The sequence below is a fragment of the Aquimarina penaris genome (assembly GCF_040786285.1).
In the GTDB taxonomy this organism is placed as follows: domain Bacteria; phylum Bacteroidota; class Bacteroidia; order Flavobacteriales; family Flavobacteriaceae; genus Aquimarina.
Genome location: NZ_JBFMKQ010000004.1, coordinates 361,361 through 385,610 on the forward strand (window position 1 = coordinate 361,361; position 24,250 = coordinate 385,610).

27 protein-coding genes and 1 other RNA gene are annotated in these 24,250 nt (G+C 34.3%); 13 read left to right on the forward strand and 15 right to left on the reverse strand.

Features of this window, described 5'->3' with window-relative positions:
• Nucleotides 1-133: 133 nt before the first annotated feature.
• The 5 genes from ABW637_RS18535 to ABW637_RS18555 all read left to right on the forward strand — a co-directional run bounded on the left by ABW637_RS18535 (nucleotide 134) and on the right by ABW637_RS18555 (nucleotide 6,383).
• Nucleotides 134-1,651, forward strand: a complete 1,518-nt coding sequence (locus ABW637_RS18535; RefSeq protein ID WP_367586216.1) for an SGNH/GDSL hydrolase family protein — start codon at nucleotides 134-136, stop codon at nucleotides 1,649-1,651.
• Nucleotides 1,638-2,915 carry a GDSL-type esterase/lipase family protein gene (locus ABW637_RS18540; RefSeq protein WP_367586217.1) on the forward strand — a complete coding sequence of 426 codons (1,278 nt, stop codon included), beginning with the start codon at nucleotides 1,638-1,640 and terminating at the stop codon, nucleotides 2,913-2,915. Before ABW637_RS18535 ends, ABW637_RS18540 begins: the two co-directional genes overlap by 14 nt.
• On the forward strand, nucleotides 2,908-4,566 hold the full coding sequence (locus ABW637_RS18545) for an MBOAT family O-acyltransferase (RefSeq protein ID WP_367586218.1): 1,659 nt from the start codon (nucleotides 2,908-2,910) through the stop codon (nucleotides 4,564-4,566). Before ABW637_RS18540 ends, ABW637_RS18545 begins: the two co-directional genes overlap by 8 nt.
• Before the next feature lie 341 nt (nucleotides 4,567-4,907).
• Complete coding sequence (locus ABW637_RS18550; RefSeq protein ID WP_367586219.1) at nucleotides 4,908-5,561, forward strand: uracil-DNA glycosylase family protein; 654 nt, start codon at nucleotides 4,908-4,910, stop codon at nucleotides 5,559-5,561.
• A gap of 159 nt (nucleotides 5,562-5,720) precedes the next feature.
• Nucleotides 5,721-6,383: a hypothetical protein gene (locus tag ABW637_RS18555; protein ID WP_367586220.1), complete on the forward strand. Its 663-nt coding sequence runs from the start codon at nucleotides 5,721-5,723 to the stop codon at nucleotides 6,381-6,383.
• A 59-nt stretch (nucleotides 6,384-6,442) separates the two neighbouring features.
• On the opposite strand, the gene ABW637_RS21745 is transcribed toward ABW637_RS18555, so the two are convergent.
• From ABW637_RS21745 to ABW637_RS18615, 12 genes are all read right to left on the reverse strand, one after another.
• A complete protein-coding gene (locus ABW637_RS21745) occupies nucleotides 6,443-6,724 on the reverse strand; it encodes a 30S ribosomal protein THX (protein ID WP_445012730.1) in 282 nt (93 codons plus the stop codon).
• Between the two features lie 423 nt (nucleotides 6,725-7,147).
• The gene (gene trpA / locus ABW637_RS18565; RefSeq protein ID WP_367586221.1) at nucleotides 7,148-7,912 is read right to left on the reverse strand and encodes a tryptophan synthase subunit alpha; all 765 of its coding nucleotides are present in this window, start codon (nucleotides 7,910-7,912) and stop codon (nucleotides 7,148-7,150) included.
• Between the two features lie 86 nt (nucleotides 7,913-7,998).
• Nucleotides 7,999-8,301: a GIY-YIG nuclease family protein gene (locus tag ABW637_RS18570; RefSeq protein ID WP_367586222.1), complete on the reverse strand. Its 303-nt coding sequence runs from the start codon at nucleotides 8,299-8,301 to the stop codon at nucleotides 7,999-8,001.
• Nucleotides 8,302-8,364: 63 nt separating this feature from the next.
• Nucleotides 8,365-9,546: a tryptophan synthase subunit beta gene (gene trpB, locus ABW637_RS18575; protein ID WP_367586223.1), complete on the reverse strand. Its 1,182-nt coding sequence runs from the start codon at nucleotides 9,544-9,546 to the stop codon at nucleotides 8,365-8,367.
• Between the two features lie 24 nt (nucleotides 9,547-9,570).
• Entirely contained in the window at nucleotides 9,571-10,236 is a 666-nt protein-coding gene (locus tag ABW637_RS18580) for a phosphoribosylanthranilate isomerase (RefSeq protein ID WP_367586224.1), read from the reverse strand.
• Nucleotides 10,233-11,018: an indole-3-glycerol phosphate synthase TrpC gene (gene trpC / locus ABW637_RS18585; RefSeq protein WP_367586225.1), complete on the reverse strand. Its 786-nt coding sequence runs from the start codon at nucleotides 11,016-11,018 to the stop codon at nucleotides 10,233-10,235. The genes ABW637_RS18580 and trpC overlap by 4 nt, the downstream gene beginning before the upstream one ends.
• Nucleotides 11,019-11,525, reverse strand: coding sequence for a hypothetical protein (locus ABW637_RS18590; RefSeq protein WP_367586226.1), 507 nt, complete (start codon nucleotides 11,523-11,525; stop codon nucleotides 11,019-11,021).
• A gap of 16 nt (nucleotides 11,526-11,541) precedes the next feature.
• Nucleotides 11,542-12,537: an anthranilate phosphoribosyltransferase gene (gene trpD, locus ABW637_RS18595; protein ID WP_367586227.1), complete on the reverse strand. Its 996-nt coding sequence runs from the start codon at nucleotides 12,535-12,537 to the stop codon at nucleotides 11,542-11,544.
• A gap of 93 nt (nucleotides 12,538-12,630) precedes the next feature.
• Nucleotides 12,631-13,203 (reverse strand): anthranilate synthase component II, encoded by a 573-nt coding sequence (locus ABW637_RS18600; RefSeq protein ID WP_367586228.1) that lies wholly within the window; start codon nucleotides 13,201-13,203, stop codon nucleotides 12,631-12,633.
• Nucleotides 13,204-13,350: 147 nt separating this feature from the next.
• On the reverse strand, nucleotides 13,351-14,748 hold the full coding sequence (locus tag ABW637_RS18605) for an anthranilate synthase component I family protein (protein WP_367586229.1): 1,398 nt from the start codon (nucleotides 14,746-14,748) through the stop codon (nucleotides 13,351-13,353).
• Between the two features lie 227 nt (nucleotides 14,749-14,975).
• Nucleotides 14,976-15,542, reverse strand: coding sequence for a YceI family protein (locus ABW637_RS18610; protein ID WP_367586230.1), 567 nt, complete (start codon nucleotides 15,540-15,542; stop codon nucleotides 14,976-14,978).
• A gap of 23 nt (nucleotides 15,543-15,565) precedes the next feature.
• Entirely contained in the window at nucleotides 15,566-16,045 is a 480-nt protein-coding gene (locus ABW637_RS18615; protein ID WP_367586231.1) for a MarR family winged helix-turn-helix transcriptional regulator, read from the reverse strand.
• Nucleotides 16,046-16,258: 213 nt separating this feature from the next.
• On the opposite strand from ABW637_RS18615, the gene ABW637_RS18620 reads away from it, so the two are divergent.
• The 4 genes from ABW637_RS18620 (at nucleotide 16,259) to ABW637_RS18635 (ending at nucleotide 18,285) form a co-directional block, all read left to right on the forward strand.
• On the forward strand, nucleotides 16,259-16,780 hold the full coding sequence (locus ABW637_RS18620; RefSeq protein WP_367586232.1) for a TlpA family protein disulfide reductase: 522 nt from the start codon (nucleotides 16,259-16,261) through the stop codon (nucleotides 16,778-16,780).
• A gap of 35 nt (nucleotides 16,781-16,815) precedes the next feature.
• Entirely contained in the window at nucleotides 16,816-17,442 is a 627-nt protein-coding gene (locus ABW637_RS18625; protein WP_367586233.1) for a thioredoxin family protein, read from the forward strand.
• Between the two features lie 128 nt (nucleotides 17,443-17,570).
• Nucleotides 17,571-17,885: a rhodanese-like domain-containing protein gene (locus ABW637_RS18630; protein WP_367586234.1), complete on the forward strand. Its 315-nt coding sequence runs from the start codon at nucleotides 17,571-17,573 to the stop codon at nucleotides 17,883-17,885.
• Between the two features lie 4 nt (nucleotides 17,886-17,889).
• Nucleotides 17,890-18,285 carry a rhodanese-like domain-containing protein gene (locus ABW637_RS18635; RefSeq protein WP_367586235.1) on the forward strand — a complete coding sequence of 132 codons (396 nt, stop codon included), beginning with the start codon at nucleotides 17,890-17,892 and terminating at the stop codon, nucleotides 18,283-18,285.
• A 287-nt stretch (nucleotides 18,286-18,572) separates the two neighbouring features.
• On the opposite strand, the gene ssrA is transcribed toward ABW637_RS18635, so the two are convergent.
• Nucleotides 18,573-18,971, reverse strand: a transfer-messenger RNA (tmRNA) gene (gene ssrA / locus ABW637_RS18640).
• 158 nt (nucleotides 18,972-19,129) lie between these two features.
• On the opposite strand from ssrA, the gene ABW637_RS18645 reads away from it, so the two are divergent.
• The 4 genes from ABW637_RS18645 (at nucleotide 19,130) to ABW637_RS18660 (ending at nucleotide 23,168) form a co-directional block, all read left to right on the forward strand.
• Complete coding sequence (locus ABW637_RS18645; protein ID WP_367586416.1) at nucleotides 19,130-20,335, forward strand: NAD(P)-dependent oxidoreductase; 1,206 nt, start codon at nucleotides 19,130-19,132, stop codon at nucleotides 20,333-20,335.
• Between the two features lie 23 nt (nucleotides 20,336-20,358).
• Nucleotides 20,359-21,171: an orotidine-5'-phosphate decarboxylase gene (pyrF, locus tag ABW637_RS18650; RefSeq protein ID WP_367586236.1), complete on the forward strand. Its 813-nt coding sequence runs from the start codon at nucleotides 20,359-20,361 to the stop codon at nucleotides 21,169-21,171.
• A gap of 318 nt (nucleotides 21,172-21,489) precedes the next feature.
• Nucleotides 21,490-22,272 carry an ABC transporter substrate-binding protein gene (locus ABW637_RS18655; RefSeq protein WP_367586237.1) on the forward strand — a complete coding sequence of 261 codons (783 nt, stop codon included), beginning with the start codon at nucleotides 21,490-21,492 and terminating at the stop codon, nucleotides 22,270-22,272.
• A 113-nt stretch (nucleotides 22,273-22,385) separates the two neighbouring features.
• Nucleotides 22,386-23,168, forward strand: coding sequence for an alpha/beta fold hydrolase (locus ABW637_RS18660; protein ID WP_367586238.1), 783 nt, complete (start codon nucleotides 22,386-22,388; stop codon nucleotides 23,166-23,168).
• A 15-nt stretch (nucleotides 23,169-23,183) separates the two neighbouring features.
• On the opposite strand, the gene ABW637_RS18665 is transcribed toward ABW637_RS18660, so the two are convergent.
• The gene (locus ABW637_RS18665) at nucleotides 23,184-23,363 is read right to left on the reverse strand and encodes a Lacal_2735 family protein (protein WP_367586239.1); all 180 of its coding nucleotides are present in this window, start codon (nucleotides 23,361-23,363) and stop codon (nucleotides 23,184-23,186) included.
• Nucleotides 23,364-23,529: 166 nt separating this feature from the next.
• Complete coding sequence (locus ABW637_RS18670; protein ID WP_367586240.1) at nucleotides 23,530-24,243, reverse strand: DUF4197 domain-containing protein; 714 nt, start codon at nucleotides 24,241-24,243, stop codon at nucleotides 23,530-23,532.
• Nucleotides 24,244-24,250 lie beyond the last annotated feature (7 nt).

Genomic DNA, 24,250 nt, shown 5'->3' on the forward strand with positions numbered 1-24,250 from the left:
GTCAAGACCTCACAGGTTTTTAAAACCTGTGAGGTCTTATTACATCCTCAATCAACGAATACTGCTTGTCAATCCCCTTTGTAGTTTAGAAAATCTTTCTATTTTTACAATATATTAACATTCCCGGGAAACATTGAGAGTCAGACCTATTCAAATATCATTATTTATCCTACTTGTATTGGGAGCATTGTTTGGATTAATGTTTCTTAGCGAAAAAGGAGGGGTGCAAAAAGCGCAGACGCAGGATGATGGATTCTCTTATGAAGGAGTATCACTAAAGTACCCTACGTATAGAACTTTTTTAGGACTCGAAAAAGACTCTATCCTTACCAGAGAAGATATTCTTAAAGTTACCCAGGTGGTAACACCTCTCGAAATTGAAACAGAAGCAGATGAGGTAATTCCGGTAAGTGATGCAATTGAAGAAAAAATTAAAGAACTTCCCGATTTTTCTAAAATAGATACTACTCAATTAGTAAGAATTAGGTATCCCGATAGTAATCCAGATTTCGCAAATGAGTTAAGAAAGAAACTTTCTTCAAGAAATTGTCGTATTATACATTATGGTGATTCACAGATCGAAGGGGATAGGATTACGGCCTATTTGCGTAATAGACTACAGCGTATGTACGGAGGTAGTGGCCCGGGGTTCCTTCCGATAAAACCGGTATATCGCCAAATAAGCGCAGAAATAGAACCTAGTGAAAACTGGGAACGGTATGCTTTTTTTGACCCTACTAAAAAGAAATTCTCACATAGAAAATATGGTACCTATTTGTCGGTTTCCAGATTTACCGAGTATCAAAAAACTCCTCCAGACAGTATAGCCTTAGATTCACTTCCTATACGTAAGGCTTCAGTTACAATTGGAAAATCAGATGATACCTATGCTAAGTTTAGAAGATTTACAAAGGTTGGATTGCATTATGGTAACTGTAACTTCCCGATCAAGGTATCGGTATATAATGATGGTACTCTAATACAGCAGGATAGTTTGATCGCCGATGGAAGATATCATCAATATAAGATCAGAACATCAACGACACCAACAGATCTTAAAATAGAACTCGAAGGTAAAATAAGCGCAGATTTTTATGGGCTAACCTTAGATGGTGGTTCGGGTGTACAGATCGATAATGTGGCTATGCGAGGTGCATCGGGAACTATTTTTGCAAACGCAAGTGCTACTACATATAGTAGAATGGTAAGGCAGTTAAACCCAAAAATTGTTATTATGCAGTATGGTGGTAATACTATGCCGTATCTAAAAGATTCAACAGATGTAGATAAATATACTAAGCGTATTGCGAGACAGGTGAATTGGATTCGAAAACGAGCCAAAAATACAAGTTTTATATTTATAGGCCCAACAGATATGTGTCTTCCGGTAAACGGTAAAATGGAAACCTACCCATTGTTACCATACCTAAATACCCAACTTATGGAAACCTGCCTTGATAATAATGTAGCCTATTGGAGTATGTATCATGCCATGGGAGGAAAAGGATCGATGACACTATGGGTAGACGAAAAACTTACGGCAAAAGATTATATGCACTTTACCTGGAAAGGAACCAAAATTATTTCGGAACTATTTTTTACAGCCCTATACCTTGACCTTAAAGAACCTGATAACAATGATGAAGCATAAATTATTTTTTTATGTTTGGCTTTTTGCCCTGCCAATGATGGGCCAAACCTATGTATTAGATACAGTACAAGACAAATACACCTTCGTGAATTGGAAAGCCAATAGTCTCAAAATGGTTGAAAACTCACCGTCTTTTAAGAAGTTATTTCGAAAACTAGATACGATTGCTAAGGGTGGAGAAGAAGATCTTCATGTTTTTCATATCGGCGGGTCTCATATCCAAGCCGATATTTATTCAAATCGTTTACGATCTTACCTCCAAACGATGAGCCCTACGGCAAAAGGGCAGCGAGGATTTATTTATCCCTTTAGTATTGCAAAAACTAACAATCCGGGGAATTATAAAGTAGAGTTTGATGGCGAGTGGACAGGGTATAGATGCTCTGTAAGAAAAGATAGTGTAGCCTGGGGATTATCTGGCGTTACTGCGGTTTTTAAAGACTCTATCTCTAATGTGAAGTTAAAGGTAAATGGAAATAATTATCACGAAAAGATGTATGATTTTAATAAGATCAGGGTCTTTTATGATAATTGGAGTACCGATTATGAGATATCCTTTAAACAAGATTCTCTGGTGTCTAAGGTAACCGAAAATAAAGAAGCACATTTTATTGAGTACACACTTAATACCTCTGTCGAAGAAATAGAATTTTGTATTCACAGAATCGAAGATCATGAGAATGCCGAGTTTTTGATGATGGGTATCGAACTCATGAATGATAATAAAGGAGTTCAATACACCTCAATTGGCGTAAACGGGGGTAGTTTTTCATATTACGATCGATGCAAGTATTTTGATGATCAGTTACTACTGTATAAACCAGACCTGTTTATTGTCTCTGTGGGGACTAATGATGCATACCATCCTGATTTTAAACCACAAGAATATAAAGCATACTATACCGATTTAATCAAATTAGTGCAAAAGGCAAATCCTGATTGTGCAGTTTTACTTACGGTACCCAATGATTCATATTATAAAAAGAAATTCCCCAATCCCAGAACCCGAATAGCAAGGAAAATGATTTATGAAGTGGCCAAAGAACAACAGATGGCCGTATGGGATTTTTATGAAATCATGGGAGGTTTTAATTCTTCTCAGAGTTGGTATACCAATAAACTAATGCCTCGCGATAGGATTCATTTTACGGTGATGGGATATCGCATCAAAGCAGACCTTTTATTACAAGCATTGGCGCATTCTTGGGAAAAAGAATTGCAATTAGCGCCAAATGCCATCCTGAATCAGATAATTAATGAATAGACTTATAGACATATTTTCTTTCTCTGAAGATTCTCCCTTGATCTTTACGCAAGCAGATTTTTGGATATTCTTTGCAGCACTATATTTTATCTATGCCATTGTCTATAGCAAAAAGGATTTACGAAGCGCCTATCTTTTTGCAATAAGCCTTCTTTTTTATTATAAAACCAGCGGGCTTTTTATTGGTATCCTGTTGTTTAGTACAGTCAATGATTTCTTTTTGGGTAAAGCTATTTATAAGAGTAAATCTGTTGTTTTTCAGAAAACATTGGTAGCCATAAGTGTGATTATTAATTTAGGAACGCTATGCTATTTTAAATACGCTTATTTCTTTACAGAGTCGTATAACTATCTTTTTCAAACGAACTACGAGGTAATTAACTACCTCGCACAATGGACTAATACCTGGAGTGGTGTCGACTATTTTACGGTAGATAAAATTATTCTCCCGGTAGGGATTTCATTTTATACCTTCCAGACCATTAGTTATAGTGTGGATATTTATCGAAAGCAGATTAAACCGCTAAACTCGATTATAGATTTTGGGTTCTTTGTTAGTTTCTTTCCGCAATTGGTAGCCGGGCCTATTGTGCGGGCTTCAGATTTTGTGCCGCAGATAAGAAAAGAGATTAATATCACTAAAGAAGATTTTGGTAAAGCTTCCTTTATGATCCTAAAAGGGTTGATCAAAAAGATGTTATTTGCCGATTATATTGCAGCCAATTTTATGGATCGCGTGTTTGATGTACCAGAGATGTTTTCTGGGTTTACCAATATCATGGCCATGTTTGGGTATTCGCTACAGATTTATGGAGATTTCTCGGGGTATACCGATATCGCTATTGGTTTGGCATTGCTTATGGGATATAAACTGCCCGTTAATTTCAATTCGCCTTATAAAGCAATTCATTGTGGTGATTTCTGGAGAAGATGGCATATTTCTTTATCGAGCTGGCTCAAAGATTATTTATATATCCCGATAGGAGGTAATCGTAATGGTAGTATATTTTCGTATGCTTTTATTTTGGTTTTTACATTTCTAGGCGTTTTTGCGGTATCAGATTATGGGATTGCATTGATGGCGGCTTCGGGAGTAGGGTTTATGTTGATTATCACCTTGTTTTCATCCAAATTGGCCTGGCATTTTAATAGAAATGTAAATATCATGATCACCATGTTGGTTGGTGGGCTATGGCACGGTGCCTCGTGGAAATTCGTAATCTGGGGAGGACTCAACGGTATTGGGATCGTGACCTACAAATATTGGCGTTTGATCAGTCCGTATGAAAATTCTAAAGCCTGGTATGCTATATTGTGGCGTATCGCCTTAACCTTTGTGTTTATCACCTTTACTCGTATCTATTTTAGAGGAAACAGCATGGATCATATAGAACGCTTCTATCAACAGGTAATGACCAATATGGATTGGCAAAATGCCCTGGTTGTACTCTGGGAGTATCGTGTAGTTTTTATCGTGATGCTCATCGGGTATATTACGCATTGGTTACCTTATAAGACTAAGGATTGGGCACTAGACCTATTTATAAAAAGTAATATATTGATCAAGGCATTAGTAGCCATTGTGGTTGCCATTATCTGTTATCAAACCTACGCTGCCGATTTTCAGCCATTTATTTATTTCCAATTTTAAAAAATCATGTCAATTCGAGTGATCTCAATTTTAATTGAGATTGTATCGAGAATAGTGATTTTTCATCAGAAGTATGATATTAATTATTATGACGTACCCCTAAGGGTCGGGCTATCCGCTATATCTTTTTATCGATACTTCTCGATACACCACACTTAGGTGTGGCACTCGAAGTATCGATAAAAAGGATGTCGCTGTTATCCCTTACGCAATATTGTAACCCCAAAATATCTCCTGCACCCCTGCGATAGCTATTTTCAAAAAATATAAAGGACAATTTCTTATTTCAATTTTTAGATAATACAACTACCTTCGTAAATCGTAAATCGTAAATCAAAACCATGTTTCTACATACTCATCCTTACGAACCATTTTTTCCAGAAGGAGCAACAAAACTTATTGTAGGTACATTACCACCACCACGGTTTACTACTCGAGAGCTTAACGATAGAGATGTAGATTTTTGTTATGGTAGTAGTAATGGATTACTTTGGCCGGTATTGGATCGAATTTTTGAGTTAGATCTAAAGTTTGAAACTACACAAGAAGCAGCCAATCAACGAAAGAATTTCTTAACCTCTCGTGGGATAGGTGTTTGTGATATTGTACACAGTTGTGAGCGTGATAAGATCGATGCCTCAGATCTCGGGATGCAAAATATCGTGCTAAGGGATATGATATCATATCTCGAACAATATCCTAAGATCAATACCTTGATTTTTACCGGAGGTAATAGTAAAAATGGCCCTGAGTATTTTTTCAGAAGACATCTAAAGGAGTATGATCATAAACTAGAAATAGTTTCAAATGAAGTCCCCAGGATACATCAATTTAGATTAGAACAAAGAATCATAAAAACAGTTTCACTTACTGCACCATCGGGATCAGCAAATCGAGCTATCGGAAGTATGCAGTTGTACAAGGATCTCAAAAATGCAACCCCTAAATTCAATACCATTGATTTTAGGGTGTTGCAATATAAGAGGTACTTTTAGTTCTGTTTTTTTGGTTTATCTTTAATTCCTAGCTTTTATAAATTTTATACCCTGCTTGTAATCCTAAGCTCTTTAGATAAGATTATGATTTGTGCAAAACCGATAACTAATAATAATTTGGGGATACATATACAATTGTTAGCCACAGATAAGTATGGAATGAGAAAAGTAGTACTATTCATAACAGTATTTTTTATATCCTATAGCATTAATGCACAAGAATTTATGAAAAAGATACAGTTGAAAGAGGGGGTAAGCAGTACTATTAAACATGATGATCTTACTATTAGTACCTTACTTCAAGTGTATGATGAAAAATCAGCAGCTCACTTAATTGGAGATATGTATCTTAAGGTTGATAATAATGGTGAACCCATAGCTGGATTTTACATTGATAATGATAAGTCGACAAAAGAATACGATACCAAAATATATAAGAATTACTTTCTGACTTTTATGATTGAAAACAATAACAAATATTTAATTATAGAACAAGCACAATTTGGAAAAGCATTTGCACTTTCTAGTCATGGAAGTTCGGCAATAGGTAATAAAGATGATTTAGTAGGAATAGAAATTATGGATTATGTCCACGAATGGGGATACGATGCACCCTCTGAAGATGGCAATAGTAACTATTTTGATGATGTACAGTATACTTTACAGGTGAAAGTAAGAGATGTTGTTAAAAGTTTCAGTTTTTATAGTTCCGAAGTTAAAGATAATTTTGTTATTGACTTAGAGCGTTATAGTATCCTAATTCTATCTGATGTATATAAAGATTCATCATCTTTAATTGAGATGATAGTTAACAAAAAATAAAAACCCTAAAATCAATACCATTGATTTTAGGGTGATGCAGTATCTGAAATATTTTTAGCTTATTCCTCTTCCTCGGCGGCTGCTTTTTTTGCTGGTTTTTTTGAAGCTGGTTTAGCTTTTGGAGCTGCTTTCGCTTTTGGTTCTGCTTTGGCTTTTGCTTTTGCAGCCGTTTCTTCTTTAACAGGCTCTTCTTTTACTTTTGGTTCTGCTTTAGTTTTAGGTGTAGTTTTAGCTTTTGGTTTTACTGCAGTTATTACAGATTTTTTTTTACGAGGTCTTAACCTACCAAAAGTTCCTATGCCGATTTTACCACGACGTGTTTTTTTATCTCCTCTACCCATAAGTTAGTTTTTAAATCAAATATTTGATTTGTTGTGAGTTACTAATGTAGGGAATTGTAAAGAGAAAAGGAAATCTAATTATGGATTCCAGCCTACGCTTGAATAACAGGTTTAATAGTATTACTCCATTGTGCATTTAGATATTTTTTAACCAAACTCCGTCAATTCGAGTGCTTCGACTTTAGGAGAAGTGTATCGAGAATAGGATTATTGGTTAAAAAAAGCTATTCTCGATACATTTTGTCTTCTGTCATCTCGAGCGAAGTCGAGAGGTCATTACGCAAAATACTCGAATTGACGCTTTTTTTGTAATGATTTTCCTAAATGCACAACGGGTTAGTATTAGTAAACATTTTGTTTTGTCATCCCAACCCTTCGACTATCGCACAAGATAAACTCTGGTTAGGATCCATTTTTTGCATACTACCTAATTCCTCTCACAAAATCAACAATTCTATCAACACCATTATTTGTGATATATTTAATAAAAGCAGAGCCTATAATAGCTCCTTTGGTAGTTTTCGTTGCTTGTGTAAAGGTTTCATTGTTGCTAATCCCAAAACCTACGATTTGTGGTGCTTTAAGATTCATGTTAGCAATACGATCAAAATAAGCTTCTTGCGTATTTCCGAACCCAGAGGTTGATCCTGTTACACTTGCAGAGCTTACCATATAAATAAACCCATTGGATACGCTATCAATAAATCTAATTCGCTCATCTGATGTTTGTGGAGTAATCAAGAACACATTAATCAATCCATATTTCTCGAATGTTTCCTGATAGTGTTCGTGATACTCAGCCACGGGTAGATCAGGTATAATTAACCCATCGATACCAATTTCTTGGCATTTAGCGCAAAACGCCTCTATACCGTATTGCATCATAGGATTAAAGTACCCCATAATGATCAAAGGGATAGTTACCGATTGCCTAATATCTTTTAATTGCTCAAAAAGAATCTTAGTAGTCATCCCGTTTTTTAACGCTACGGTCGAGCTTTCTTGAATAGTAGGGCCATCTGCTAATGGATCACTAAACGGTAATCCAATCTCGATCATATCTACGCCACTTTTTTCTAAGTCTTGTATCACCTTTACGGTATCATTAAGTGAAGGGTAACCGGCAGTAAAGTATATAGATAATAGCTTTTTATTTTGTTCTAGAGCTGTGTTTATTCTGTTTTTCATTTGTGTCTGTCATTTCCGCGAAGGCGTATGTTTTATGTTATGTTTTTTTATTTTTTTGTCATCCCAGCGTAGGCTGGGATCCATTTTTAATTATACCAATCAAATGCTAAATCATTCCAATTAGGATTATCTTCTTCGATAAGGTTAATTTTCCATTGTCGCTTCCATGCTTTTAACCTCTTTTCTCTTGTAATAGCATCATTAACGTATTTATGTATTTCAAAATATACTAATCTGTCTAAATCGTATTTCTTTGTAAAACCTTCGATTAATTTATTTTTGTGCTCAAAAATCCTTCTTTCCAAATTATTTGATATGCCAATATAAAGCGTACCGTTCTTTTTATTTGTTATGATATAAAGAGCATATTGATGTTTTGGTTTTAGCATTGCATTTCAATTGTGGATTCCAGCCTACGCTGGAATGACAGGTATTAGCTTGATTTTGATACTTTACAATTTAAAATAGTCAATATAAGTGTTCAAATCCTTGTCTCCACGACCTGATAGACTAATTACAACAACATCATCGGGTTTAAACTTTTTGTCGTTAAAAATAGCCAAAGCGTGGGATGTTTCTATTGCAGGAATAATACCTTCCAACTGGGATAATTCTAATCCTGCCGCCATAGCATCATTATCGGTAACCGAATAGAATTCTCCTCGTCCCGATGTATATAAATGCGAATGTAAAGGCCCCACTCCTGGGTAATCCAACCCTGCCGAAATAGAGTAAGGTTCGGTAATTTGTCCATCGGGAGTTTGCATTAGCATGGTTTTACAACCATGAATGATTCCTTCTTTACCTAATTGAGAAGTAGCGGCACTCTCGCCACTATGCACTCCTTTTCCTGCAGCTTCTACAGCAATAATACCTACACTAGGTTCATCTAAAAAATGATAGTAGGTACCTGCTGCGTTGCTACCTCCACCGATACAGGCAACGACATAATCAGGGTTTTCTTTTCCTTCCCTTTCTTTAAGTTGCCATTTAATTTCTTCAGAAATGATAGATTGAAACCTCGTTACCATATCGGGATAGGGGTGAGGTCCTATGGCAGAGCCAATAATATAATGTGTATCTACAGGATTATTAATCCAATCCCGTATCGCTTCGTTGGTGGCATCTTTAAGCGTTTTACTTCCTGATTTTGCAGGCCTTACTTCGGCACCAAGCATTTTCATTCTTGCAACATTAGGGGCTTGGCGTTTGATATCAATTTCACCCATGTATACAATACATTCAATCCCCATTAAAGCACAAACCGTGGCTGTAGCTACTCCATGCTGTCCCGCACCAGTTTCGGCTATAATTCGGTTTTTACCTAATCGCTTGGCAACCAAGATTTGCCCTATAGTATTATTTACTTTGTGTGCGCCAGTATGGTTGAGGTCTTCGCGTTTTAGATATACCTTAGTGTTGTGTTTTTCTGAAAGCCGTTTGGCGTAGTACAGAGGAGAAGGGCGACCAACATAATCTTTGAGCAATTGATCAAATTCTTCTTTAAAAGAAGGTTCGTTCATAATCTCAAGATAATTCTTTCGTAATTCTTCTACATTGGGATATAACATTTCAGGGATATAAGCTCCGCCAAAATCACCGTAATATCCTTTTTCGTTTACCTGGTAACTCATATTTTTTAGTTTATAGTTGTTGGTTTATAGTTTATCGTCAACAAACAACAGTTTTTTAAATTCTTCTAAATCTTTTATGTTTTTCAATCCTGGTTTGATCTCGAATTTACTATTCACATCTATACCATGAATGGGGAGATCTGTTTTTAGAATTGCTTTTATTTTTTCAACTTCATCTAGTCCGATACCACCGCTTAAGATAAATGGAGTAGTAGAGGGGTAACCTTCTAGGACACTCCAGTCGAAAGCGTATCCATTACCTCCTTTTTCTTTTCCTTTGGTGTCAAAAAGGAAATAGTCTACAATACCTTCGTAAGGCTGTAAAAGATCAAAATCAAATTCGTCTTTGATCGAGAATACTTTCCACACTTCGACAGGCTCAGTGTTCCAATCGAGAGGCTCAGTGTGATTTTCTAACTGTGATTTCAAATCCTTACAATACTCGACGGTTTCATTTCCATGTAATTGAACTGCCTTAAAACCAAATTCACTTACTTTTTCAATAATAAAATCAATAGAAGCATCAACAAATACTCCTGTTTTTTTTATCGTTGATGGAAGTGCAGGGATTTCTTCTTCAAAATTTCTGGGAGATTTCTCATAGAAAATAAAGCCAAGATAGTCTGGCTGCAATTTGGCAACAGCTTCTATATTTTCTTGATATTTCATTCCGCAGACTTTCAGCTTCATGATTTCAGACTTTTTATAAACTCAACAGCACTTGCACCAGGGTTTTCGGTTTTCATGAAGTTTTCACCAATAAGAAAACCTTCATAACCATATTGCTTTAGATCTTTTATAGCTTCGATACTACTGATCCCACTTTCTGAAATTTTGACAAACTCATCAGGGATTTGTGTACTTAATGATTTACTAATGGCTGTGCTTACTTCAAAAGTCTTCAGATTTCGGTTATTTACTCCCAACATATCTAAAGATGGCATGATTGATTTTTCTAGTTCCTCTTGATTATGTACTTCAAGCAAAACATCTAGCGACAGACTCTTTGCAAACTCTGATAAGGCTTTGATTTGATCGCGGGTTAACACTGCAGCGATTAAAAGAATCACATCGGCACCGTGTGCTTTTGCTTCTAATAATTGATACTCATCTATAATAAACTCTTTGCGTAGCAATGGCATTTGAACTGCTGCTCTGGCTAATATAAGATCATCCAGAGACCCTCCAAAATATTTTCCATCGGTTAAAACAGACATGCCGCAGGCACCTGCAGTTTCATAATCTAAAGCAACATCCTGAACACTTACTTTTTGGTTGATTACCGCTTTGGATGGAGATCTTCGCTTATGCTCTGCAATAATCCCGGTGGTACTGTTTCTTAATGCTTGAGCTAAGGATGTTGTTTTACGATTAAACAATACAGAATGTTCTAATTGTTTTATCGGGATTACGCTTTTTTTAAGCTCAACCTCTTTATACTTATCTGCTACTATTTTGTCTAAAATATTCATTTATGATTGGGATACGTTTTTTAGCATTGTTATTATTTCCTGGTAAAAAGATTCCTTGATATTTAACTTTTGCAACCAATTCTTAAAATACTGATCAAGTTCTATGCTCCTTGGATGTGTTGCTTTATGATACAATTCGAAATCCTTTCGATTTTGAATTTTATCGGCAATCAACATGTCATTTACATCTTTTAATGGGGACAACCGAATAACATTACTGTTACTTATTTTTTTATTAGAAAGATATTCGTTGGCAACAGATCGATATTCTATAGCAGCGATCAATACTTTTGAATTTATTTCGGTAAAATCAAAACCATAATTTTCAGAAAGACATTCATCACTTTGTACTAATGGATGTAAGCAATATGCTTTTTTGGCAATTTCACTTGCGCCTATCTCATCCAGAATTATTAAACCTTCATCAATATGATTAATGAGTTCTATACCACTTCGACTAGTGGTTTTGTTGCCATAATATTCTTTAATCAATTGATATTCTTTCATGACTTATTTTGATACCTTATAATGCACTAAGTTCTTGTACCTTTTTTAAAGCAACCATACCTTTACCTGATAATAAAGAATCCTTGGCTTTTTCAAACCCTTGTTTTGGTTGCAGACCTTCTACGGTGGCAATTGCCATGCCTGCGTTAGCACAAACTACATTGTTTTGGGCTTCGGTTCCTTTTCCACTAAGAATATTCATAAAAATAGCAGCCGATTCTTCAATAGAATCGCCACCAACGATTTCTTCTTGCTGTAATGTCGAAACACCGAAATCCAGAGGGGTTAGCATTCCTTCTGTGTTATTAGAAATGGTCTTAGTGCTTCCGGTAAGCGAAATTTCATCATATCCATCTAATGCATGAATAATAGTGAAGTTTTTATCGGTATTTTGATATAAATACCCGTACATTCTGGCTAACTCTAGGTTAAATACCCCCACAATTTGATTTTTAGGAAATGCCGGGTTTACCATTGGGCCTAGCATATTAAAAAAGGTTTTTACGCCCAACTCCTTTCGAATTGGAGCTACATTTTTCATTGCTGGGTGAAACAGTGGTGCATGTAAAACACAAATCCCAGCTTCATCGATACTGCGTTTTAGGAAATCTTTATCATTGCTAAATTTGATTCCGAGGTGCTCCATCACGTTTGAGCTTCCGCATTTAGAAGAAACACCATAATTACCGTGCTTAGTTACTTTGATACCTGCTCCGGCAGATACAAAAGAGGATAGTGTAGAGATATTAAAAGTATCTTTTCCATCACCACCAGTACCACAAAGGTCTATAGGGTTATATTCGCTAAGATCTACAGCTACACATAGTTCTAACAAAGCATCTCTAAAACCTTCTAATTCTTCTACAGTAATGCTACGCATCATATATACTGTTAAGAATGAAGCAATCTGACTTTGATTGTACTCTCCTTTAGAAATATTGACCAAAACACCTTTGGCTTCCTCTTTTGAGATTGTTTCGTGATTTATTAATCGGTTGAGTAAATTTTTCATAGGCCTCTCACCCCAGCCCTCTCCCCAAATTGGAGAGGGAGCTTGTATAGGATATTTTTTAAATTAATACTTACTATCATTCTGTTCTTAATGTCAATTATTAATCCAGTTTTCTAACATCTTTTTTCCATCGGGAGTTAATACCGATTCCGGATGAAATTGTACTCCTCTTATATCTAATTCTTTATGTCGTAACGACATAATTTGTCCATTTTTATCGTAGGATGTAACTTCGAGACAATTGGGAAGATTTTTATCTGTCACCACCCAAGAATGATACCTTCCTACGTCAAAGGTGCTATCTAGTCCTTCAAAAAGTGGTTCGTCGTTTACAGAAAGCGTTACACTGGTGGCTACGCCATGATATACTTCATCGAGATTTATTAAACTGCCTCCAAAAACTTCGCCAATCGCTTGCTGTCCCAAACAGACGCCAAATATGCTTTTGGTATTTGCATAGGATTTAATGATATCTTTTAATAATCCAGCTTCTTCTGGTATTCCCGGACCCGGCGAAAGCAGTATTTTTTGAAAAGGCTCTACATCCTCTAAACGTAATTGATCATTTCGTTTTACGGTAACCTGGCATCCAAGATCCTCTAAATAATGCACCAGATTGTATACAAATGAGTCGTAGTTGTCTATTACTAATATTTTTTTGTTCATCATCATTCTTTTTGTTTCAAAGTCTTAGAACTCTAAGTTTTCTTTTGCTTTGATTCTTTATCATTTACTGACTTTGCTACTTGTGTTAGGGATAGGAGCAAGCTACCATGTAGCGCGGTTAGCCCGACCCGTAGGGTAACACCCTTATTATATATCTTCGGCTAATTTTAAAGCCTTAGTTAATGCGCCTAGTTTGTTATATACTTCTTGTAATTCGTTTTCTTCATTTGATTCGTTTACTAATCCAGCGCCTGCTTGCCAATGTAGTTGATGATTTTTACTTAAGAATGTACGAATCATAATAGCATGATTGAAATTTCCTGAGAAATCCATAAAACCAATAGCTCCACCATAGAAATCTCGATTAACGGTTTCGTACTTTTCGATAAGTTGCATGGCCATGTGTTTTGGAGCACCACTTAGGGTTCCTGCCGGGAATGTATCTGCAACAACCTGCATAGTGGTTGTGTCTTCGTGTTTTTTACCGGTTACTTTGCTTACTAAATGGATTACATGAGAATAAAATTGAACTTCTCTATAGGTTTCTACGGTAACATCACTTCCGTTACGACTTAGGTCATTTCGAGCTAAGTCAACGAGCATAACATGCTCTGCATTTTCTTTCTCGTCTACAGCTAGTTTTTTAGCTAATTCGGCATCTTGTTCATCATTACCGGTACGTTTAAATGTTCCTGCAATCGGATGAATTTCTGCAATACCATCTTTGACTACTAATTGTGCCTCGGGAGAACTACCAAATATTTTGAAATCACCGTAATCAAAATAGAATAAATAAGGAGAAGGGTTGATACTACGTAAAGCTCGATAGACATTAAATTCGTCTCCTTTAAATTGTTGAGAAAAACGTTTCGATAATACTAATTGAAATACATCACCTCGCAGGCAGTGTTTTTTGGCAAGTGCAACATGTTGCTTATACTGTTCATCATTTAAATTAGAAGTAGTATCGCCAACGGTGGTAAAGTTATACGATGCAAAATTTTTAACGTTTAGAAGGGATTCAATTTCGGTAATATTACTTTCGGTTTCATAACAATGCGCAAAAATATAGGCTTCGTTATTAAAGTGGTTGATTGCTATAATATTTTGATATACAGTGTAATGCATATCAGGAATATCTAAGGTGTCTTCTTTTTTTGAAATTGAAATATCTTCGAAATAGCGAACGGCATCATAGGATATATACCCAAAAAGGCCATTGTTTATAAATTTAAAATCACTTTTTGAAGTTTCAAATTGTTGACCAAATTCCTCAATGATTTTAGGTACATTGGTATCCTGCGTAATGGTGATTTTTTTTGTGCTTTTATCGGGGAAGGATTGGTAGATCGTTTCATTTTCGATCTTAATATTGGCAATAGGATTACAACAGATATAGGAGAAACTATTTTCATTTCCTCTGTAGTCACTACTTTCTAACAGAAGACTATTAGGGTAACGATCTCTAATTTTTAGATAAACACTTACCGGAGTAATAGTGTCTGCTAGTATTTGTTTGAAATGTGTGGATAATTTAAATCTCATTTTTATGCTTTATAATTTTGATATTATTTTCTGTGAACGATAAACAAAAAAAAAGGCTTGTCGTGATTTGACAAGCCTTTGATATGTTTACTTAACACAATATAGGATCTATCTCACGACGTTACGTTCTGAGAAGACCACCACCAAATATTTGTTAAGATTGTTTTCATAATTTTTTATAATAGTCCAAATATATAAATTAATTATAATTTCGCACAATAAAAAAATTACATTTTTAAGTCTACCGCTAATTCGAACTCATCGCTGATCGTTTTATCTCCTAAATTATCAAAGAAACTACCAGAACCATACTTGATATCATATTTAGTTCTATCTACTTTAAGTTTAGTTGAAGCTGCATTACCATTTACTGTTAAATCAAATTCAATTGGATTTGTTTTTCCTTTGATGGTAAGATCCCCTGCAATTTTATAACCTTTATCTGTTTTTTTTGCTTTAGTAACTACAAGTTTTGCTGTTTTATGGTTTTCGATGCCAAAGAAATCATCAGAACTAAGGTGTCCTTCTAATTTTTCTTTGCCTTTACCGGCTTCTAAATCGGTTACTTTAAGAGAGGTCATATCTACAGTAAATTCTCCACTGGTAATACTTTCGCCTTCAAAAACAAGAAAACCTTCAGATAGGTTTAATGTTCCTGTATGTTGTCCTGTTACTTTTTTACCTGTCCAGTTAATTGTGCTTTCTGATGCTTTAATTTGTTTTTTTTGAGCTAAAACAGAGGTCGTAGAGATAATAGCAATAGCTAAGATTAGTGATTTAAGTCTAGTTTTCATGATTTAATATTTATGTTAGTAATTTATTTTCTTAGTTTATTTAATAATTCATTTAGATGAGTTAGATCGTCTTCTGATAGATTTTTAGTAACTCTATTTTCAAAATCAGTCATAATTGGGCTAACTTTTTCAAGGAAATTTCTGCCTTTTTCTGTTATAGAAATTTCTACTTTTCTTCTGTTGGATTTGCAGGTAATTCGTTTTACGTATCCTTTGTTTATGAGTTTATCAACCAAGCGAGTGGTATTACTCATTTTACTTACCATTCTTTCTTGTATTGTAGAAAGATTGGCGGGGTTACCTTTCTGTCCTTGTAGAATTCTTAATACATTAAACTGTTGCAGGGATATATCATATACTTTAAGTTCGATATTGATTTTTTCCATGATCCAGTTTTCTGTGTATAGTAAGTTCACTATAGCTTTTCTGGATAAAGGGAGCTTAACTTCGGTTTTTATGATGTCTTCTATATTCAATTGTAAATACAATATTTGTATATACAAATGTACATGAGTTTTTGTTTCAGAAATTATAAATTGATATTAATTCTTTGTTAAAGTTAATTTTTGGGTTGGGTTAAATAGTATTATTGCGGAATAAAATAGTATTACTGTTATATTAAACATTTGTAAAAAAAATCTAAAATATTTAGATAATGCATAGAAACCATGTTAATTTTCTTTTGATTAGTTAATGGTTTTAATAAATTAGTATGTATGTTAAGATGGGTTATATATATTGGGATAGTAATTCTTTTTATCAATTGTAAAGGGGAACAAAAAATAGCACTAGAGGCTACCGAAGTTTATAAAAGCAAAGGAGTTGAGATACCAACATATGATTTTGAAAGTTTTAAACCATTATTGAAAATAAATGATGGAAAAACTAGAATAATTAATTTTTGGGCTACTTGGTGCAAACCATGTGTTGCAGAGTTACCTTATTTTGAATTAATAAATAGTAGGTACCCTGATACTGAAGTAGAGGTAATATTAGTTAGTTTAGATTTACCAGGACATGTCGAAGCGAAGCTAATTCCTTTTATAAAAAAGCAAAAGATTGAAAGTAAAGTAATTCTATTGGATGATCCTGATGCTAATAGCTGGATTCCGATGGTAAGTAAAGATTGGTCTGGTTCAATACCAGCAACTATAATTTATAAAGGAAATACAAGTGAGTTTTATGAACGATCTTTTACATATAATGAATTGGAGAAAGAATTAAAGAAAATGCTTTAAAGAAAAATTAGATTTGAATACAACAAACTAAAACTATGAAAACGTTAAAAATTCTAGTCGGAGTAGCTTTCATAATAGCTATAAGTGCTTTTGCAATCGATAAAGTTTCTGTTTCTGAAACTGATGATGGATATACAATTGGAGATTTGGCCACTGATTTTGAATTAAAAAACATAGATGATTCTATGGTTTCTTTATCAGATTATAAAGAGGCAAAAGGGTTTATTGTAATTTTTACTTGCAATCATTGCCCATATTCTGTTGCCTATGAAGATAGAATTATTGAATTGGATAAAATGTACAAACCCAAAGGGTATCCGGTTATAGCTATAAACCCAAATAACCCAAAAGCTTATCCCGATGATAGTTTTGATAATATGAAGGTGAGAGCTAAAGAAAAAGGATTTACTTTTCCTTATTTATTTGATGATAGACAATTGATTTACCCTCAGTATGGTGCAACTAAAACGCCTCATGTATATATATTAGAAAAAACAGAAAAAGCTAATGTTGTTCGATATATTGGCGCCATAGACAATAATTACAAAAATGCTTCAGCTGCAGATAAGAAATATGTAGAAGATGCTGTGAACGCCTTATTGAAAGGAGAAAAGGTTCCTGTAGAAGTAACCAAAGCAATTGGTTGTAGCATAAAAGCATAATTCTTTTTTAATTTTCTTTTTTGAATGAAATAAATGAAGGTATAGTTTTATACAATTCATTAAGGACTCTTATATTTGTATTGAAAATAAATAATAGAAGTCCAATTTTAGTATAATACATTGTTTACATGGCAGAAGATATCACACAAGAAGAATGGCAAGAACGCATAGCGAAAGATAATAACGCAGTAATTATTGACGTAAGAACAGAAGAAGAAGTAGAAGATGGGTTTATACCGAGTATGCTTAATATCGATATTCGAAAAGGGCAAGGGTTTTTAGATGAAGTAGAGAAGTTGGATAAAACCAAGAATTACTACGTATATTGCCGTTCTGGTGCACGTAGTGCACAAGCTTGTACTTTAATGAGTCAAATGGGATTCGAAACTACGTATAATTTAATTGGTGGTTTTATGAATTGGGATGGCGAAACTGCAGAATAAACATATGAACATTAAATCATTCATACCACTATTTGTTTTTGCATTGGCCGTATTGGGCTGCAAAAATATTTCTGAAGATACTACTGTAGAGTTGATTACTGTAGAGGAGATGGATTCCTTATTAAAAATGGAAGACGTTTTGCTAATAGACGTGCGTACTCCTAAAGAATATACCGAAGGGCATATAGAAAGTGCCGTCAATATAGATTTTAGAGACAAAAATTTTGAAGCTTTAATAGCCAAAGTAGATAAATCAAAACCTGTTGCTGTATATTGTGGGCGTGGTGGTAGAAGTGGAAAATGTTCTGCATATATGAAAAAAGCTGGGTTTACCAAAATCTATGATTTAGATGGAGGAATTACAGAATGGAAGTTTAAAGGAAAAAAAGTAATCCGATAAACAACATACACAATATAGAATAAAAAAAATGCTTCTTTACTAAGAAGCATTTTTTTTGATGTGGAGTCGGAGAAGGGCGAGTGTTAAGAAAATGCCTAGTGAGCATCTTTAACCCTTTGTCTTCGCTCAGGATATTGGCCGAATCCTCGGATTGTAGATCCCTGTTATTCTAGTCCCACAAATGCAACTAGCTGTCCTTACAGTTCAGGCGCTTTAAAACAACAAAGCCCGTTCAAGCAAGCTTGACGGACTTTTTTTGCCTTAAATCGCAACCTATTTGCGCTTGATCGTGGAGTCGGAGGGATTCGAACCCTCGTCCAAACAAGTAATACAATAGCTTTCTACACGTTTAGTTTTTGTTTAATTTTCGTCGATAAGAAAGACCAAAAACCGCCAACCTATCGCTTATTCTCAATTAAGTTTCGAAATTATATCAAGATCCTATAATTTCTAGGTTTACTTTTACGATACCTCATGATCAATCGCCGTAAACCAAGGCTCTTGAGAGGTATCCTGCTTGCCCACCTGGTGGGCCGAGGCACTATCCTACTAAAATTCAGATTATGCAGCTAGGGCGTAGTTATTCTCGCCGTTTAAAAAAGTGAAATAGATATTTACGAGCATTAATTTCGTAGCTCGACGTGCTTACCATCCTATTAATCTCGCTGTCAAAACCAGTCGACCCCGGATTACGTTTGCAGTTTAGGATTTAAAGTTTAAAGTTAACTTAATTTGAAACCATAAACTAAGAATCAGAAACCTAAAATGGTTGGCAAAGATAAGTATAATTGTCATATCTTTAGCCGCAATTTTAAATCAACAAAATACATACCAAAATTATATGATCAAATTCGGTGTCATTAAAGAACGCAAAAATCCGCCAGATCGTCGCGTTGTTTTCTCCCCAGAGGGTCTAAAAAAAGTTAATTCTAAATTCCCAGAAGCTCATTTTACTGTTGAAAGTTCTGATATACGAGTATTTAAAGATGCTGCATATAAAGAAGCTGGATTCATAGTTTCAGAAAATCTGTCTGGTTGTGATGTAAAACTTGGGGTTAAAGAAGTGCCGATTAATGATTTAGAACCGGATAAAAAATATTTTTTCTTTTCGCATACGATAAAAAAACAACCCTATAATAGAGATTTGCTACGAGCAATTCTTGATAAGAATATCGAATTATACGATCATGAGGTTATCGTAAATGAAAAAGGGTTCAGGTTAATTGGTTTTGGTCGATATGCAGGTATTGTTGGTGCTTATAATGGGTTTAGAGCCTGGGGACTTAAAAATGATACTTTTTTATTGCCAAAGGCAGAAACATTAGCAGATCAAAAAGCATTAGAACTAGAATTATCTAAAATCACATTACCAAATATCAAGATTGTACTTACCGGAAAAGGTAAGGTTGGAGGAGGAGCAAAGGAGATTCTGGACGCCATGAATATTCAAGAAGTGTCTGTTGAAGACTATTTGAACAAAACCTTCGATCACGCTGTGTATGTGCAAATCGATGTGTTAGATTATAATAAACGTAAAGATAACCGCGTACTTGATAAGAACGATTTTTATAAAAATCCGCAAGACTATCAAAGTGATTTCATGCGATTCGCAAAAGTAAGTGATATGTATATCGCTGGGCATTTTTTTGGAGATGGAGCTCCATATATTTTTACTAGAGAAGATGCAAAATCTATTGATTTTAATATCAAATTAGTTGCCGATGTTTCTTGCGACATTGATGGCCCTGTGGCGAGTACATTAAGAGCATCGACGATTGCAGATCCAATTTATGGGTATAACCCCGAAACAGAAACAGAAATTGATTTTAGGGACCTAAAAGCTATTGTCGTAATGGCAGTAGATAATCTACCTTGCGAGTTGCCAAAAGATGCAAGCGAAGGATTTGGAGAAATGTTTTTAGAGTACGTTATCCCGGCATTTTTTAACGACGATAAAGATGGAGTTTTAGAAAGAGCGAGAATGACGAAAGAGGGTAAACTAACCAAAAGATTTAGTTACCTTCAGGATTATGTAGACGGTAAGGAGTAATTTATATTAAAAAATAACAGCATATGACTATCCAGAAATTGGTGGAACAAATACATAAAAAGAAATCATTTTTATGTATAGGTTTGGATGTAGATCTGAATAAAATTCCAAAGCATTTATTGGAAACAGAAGATCCGATTTTTGAATTTAATAAAGCGATTATTGATGCTACACATCATCTGGCAGTAGCTTACAAACCCAATACCGCATTTTATGAAGCGTATGGAATAAAAGGATGGAAATCTTTAGAGAAAACCATCAAATATTTAAATACCAATTATCCCGAAATTTTTACCATTGCTGATGCAAAAAGGGGGGATATTGGTAATACGAGTACCATGTATGCAAAAGCATTCTTCGAAGATTTAGAATTTGATTCGGTTACAGTAGCACCCTATATGGGAAAAGATTCTGTTGAGCCTTTTCTAGCTTTTAAGAATAAGTATACGATACTTCTGGCCCTTACCTCTAATCAAGGTGCTTTTGATTTTCAGACCAAAGAAATCGAAGGAGAGAAATTATACAAACAAGTTTTAGAGGTTTCTAAATCTTATAAGAATTCAGAAAATTTAATGTATGTAGTAGGGGCTACAAAAGCAGAGTATTTATCTGATATTCGAAGAATAGTACCTAATAATTTTTTGTTGGTTCCTGGCGTAGGAGCACAAGGCGGTAGCTTAGAAGAAGTTTGTAAATATGGACTTAATGATCAAGTGGGGTTATTAATAAATTCTTCAAGAGGAATTATTTATGCTTCGAATTCTAATGATTTTGTAGAAGCTGCAGTAGAGAAAGCTTTAGAGCTTCAAAAAGAAATGAGTAAAATTTTAGGGTAAAAAAATAAAAGGAATGAGAATCACCCTTATAAAAGATTCTCATTCCTTGCAAAGAATAAAATTAACGTCTATTGGCGTTAAATACCTGTTTAGCATATCCATAAAGTCCATACATGATGAACACTACAAAAAACGCCATGATACCATAAATGATAACCTTTAGTAAAATTGAATCCATAGCCCCGTGTATTTAATTAATAATTAACCCTAATATAATATTTTTTTGTGAAAACTCCTACTTTCAAGTGCTTAGTTATTAAGTATTTATGAACTTTTTAAGAGTTGTTAAACTTATGTAGCCAGAATGAATTTGAATATATGATGTACACTGATCAATTAGATAGAAAACTAAACCTTCCTAACATTCCAAAGCGTATTGTTTCGTTAGTTCCTTCGCAAACAGAGTTATTAGTCGAATTAGGATTAAAGGATAATATTGTGGGGGTGACAAAATTTTGCGTACATCCAGATAAAATAAGAAAAGAAAAGAGCATCATCGGTGGTACTAAAAAAGTTAATTACGAAAAAATTAAAAAGCTAAACCCTGATATTATCTTATGTAATAAGGAAGAAAATACCAAAGAGATTGTAGAGACACTTCAAAAAGAGTATGTTGTTCATGTTTCTGATGTTTTTTCGATTAAAGATGCTATACGTATGATCCAACAATATGGTCAAATTTTTAAAAAAGAAAGTACGGCAAACCAACTTATTATAGCAATAAAGTCAGAACAGCAGTCTTTTTTGGATTTTATTGCAAAAACTTCAAAAAAGAGAGTTGCCTATTTCATCTGGAAAAACCCTTGGATAGCGGTTGGAAATAATACATTTATTGATCATTTATTACAAGTAAACAATTTTGAAAATATTTTTAGAGATAGAAATCGCTACCCAGAGGTTTCTATAGAGGATATAGAATCATTTAAAGAACAGGATTTGATTCTTTTATCCTCAGAACCTTATCCTTTTTCAGAACAACATATTTCAGAAATAAAGAAAATCAATAATAAAGCAAAAATTATATTGGTAGACGGGGAGTATTTCTCGTGGTATGGGTCTCGTTTGGCCAATGCTTTTTCTTACTTCAAGACATTACATTAATGATGTAATGTTAATGTGTTTTTTGTTGGATGAATAAACATTTCCTAAAATACTATTAAGCGTAGCTTTTATATCAAATAAGTTTATATTTTTGATGCCTTAAACAATTTATATTGCTCAATTATTCGGTATATAAACACCCTAAAAGTATAGAATGGGTAACTTTTGTTCATGGAGCAGGAGGTAGTTCTTCGATTTGGTTTAAACAAGTTCGAGAATTCAAAAAACATTTTAACGTACTTTTATTAGATCTTAGGGGGCATGGTAATTCTAAACCTGCACTAAAAGATGCTTTTAATTCTAAATATACTTTTGATTCTATAACCGAAGATATTGTTGAAGTTATTGATAAAGAAAATATCAAGAAATCTCATTTTATTGGGATATCATTAGGTACTATTCTGATTAGAAATCTGGCAGAAAAATATCCCGATCGTGTAAGAAGTATGATTATGGGAGGAGCAATTATGAAATTGAATCTTAGATCTCAGGTTTTAATTCGATTAGGAGTTATATTTAAGTCAGTGGTACCCTATATGTTCTTATATAAGTTTTTTGCATTTATAATCATGCCTAAAAAGAATCATAAACAATCAAGGTTACTTTTTGTAAATGAAGCAAAGAAATTATACCAAAAAGAATTTATTAGGTGGTTTAGACTTACCTCAGAAATTAATCCTTTATTACGTTTTTTTAGAGCAACAGATATTAAAATCCCTACTTTATATGTTATGGGTGAAGAGGATTACCTCTTTTTACCTTCGGTAGAAAAAGTTGCTGAAGCACATCGGTTTTCTAAACTTTTTGTTATTAAAAATTCTGGACACGTAGTTAACGTAGAACAGCCAGAGGTTTTTAATAAGGAGTCAATTACATTTATCAATACATCGGTGTAGAAAAGCGGTTGATTTCTATGAAGCCGAATGATTCTCTATTTTCTTTATCTGCATGAGAATTTCATTAGCTTGTTCATGCAATAAATCACTTTTGCTTTTGTCTTTTACAGCAGTTTTATATGCGCTTCTCATTAGTTTACAATATGCGCTTTGCAATTTTTGAAGTTCACTTTTATTTCTTAACCAGCTAAACATCGGTTTTTCTTCTTCTTACAATTATACTTGCAAAATTACACGATAATATAGCTAAGATCTCTTAATGATCAGTTAACATTGCATAAAGTTGTTGTAAATGATAAAATAAGCGTTTTAACTATTGTTTAAGCCAGAGTATATGAACTACTATGGCGCAAAAACATGTTTAATTGTCTTGTAATGCAAATACTCTTCTTAATAAATCACTGGTTCTAGAACTAAGCTTGGTTCTAATTTCTTTTTCTTCGATGGCGATCATTTTATAAACACCCTTAAGAGCTTGTTGTGTAACATAATCAGTAAGATCGGGATTTACATTATTTGTAAGAGGAAGGGCATTGTATTTCGTAATAATGTTAGACCAAATTTTATCTGCACCCACTTTAGAAAAAGACCTATTAATTACAGGGTTAAATTTTGAGTATAATGCAGTATTAGTTTTAGATTGAAGGTAAGAAGTAGCTGCGTTGTCATTACCTAAAAGTATCTGGCGTGCATCTGCGAATGTGATTTGCTTAACGGCGCTCACAAATATAGGAGTGGCTTCTTTAACCGCATCTTCTGCAGCTCGATTAATTGCTCTTAAGCCTTCGTCTGCAAGCTTACTAAGCCCAACATCTCTTAAGGTTTTGTCAACTTTTCGCAATTCTTGGGGCAAAAGTATCTTTACCAATTGATTTCTATAAAAACCATCTTTTTGAGTCAATTTTGTTACTTGCTTGTCAATACCATTATCAAGTGCTTGTCGTAACCCATTAGCAATATCGATATTACTTACTCCAAAACCCCCTGTAGTTTGAGGAAGACTATTTACAACTTGTTGAAGTTCTGCACAACTTGATAAAAAAAGAATGGTAAGTATAAGAGCGATTTTTTTCATGATTTCT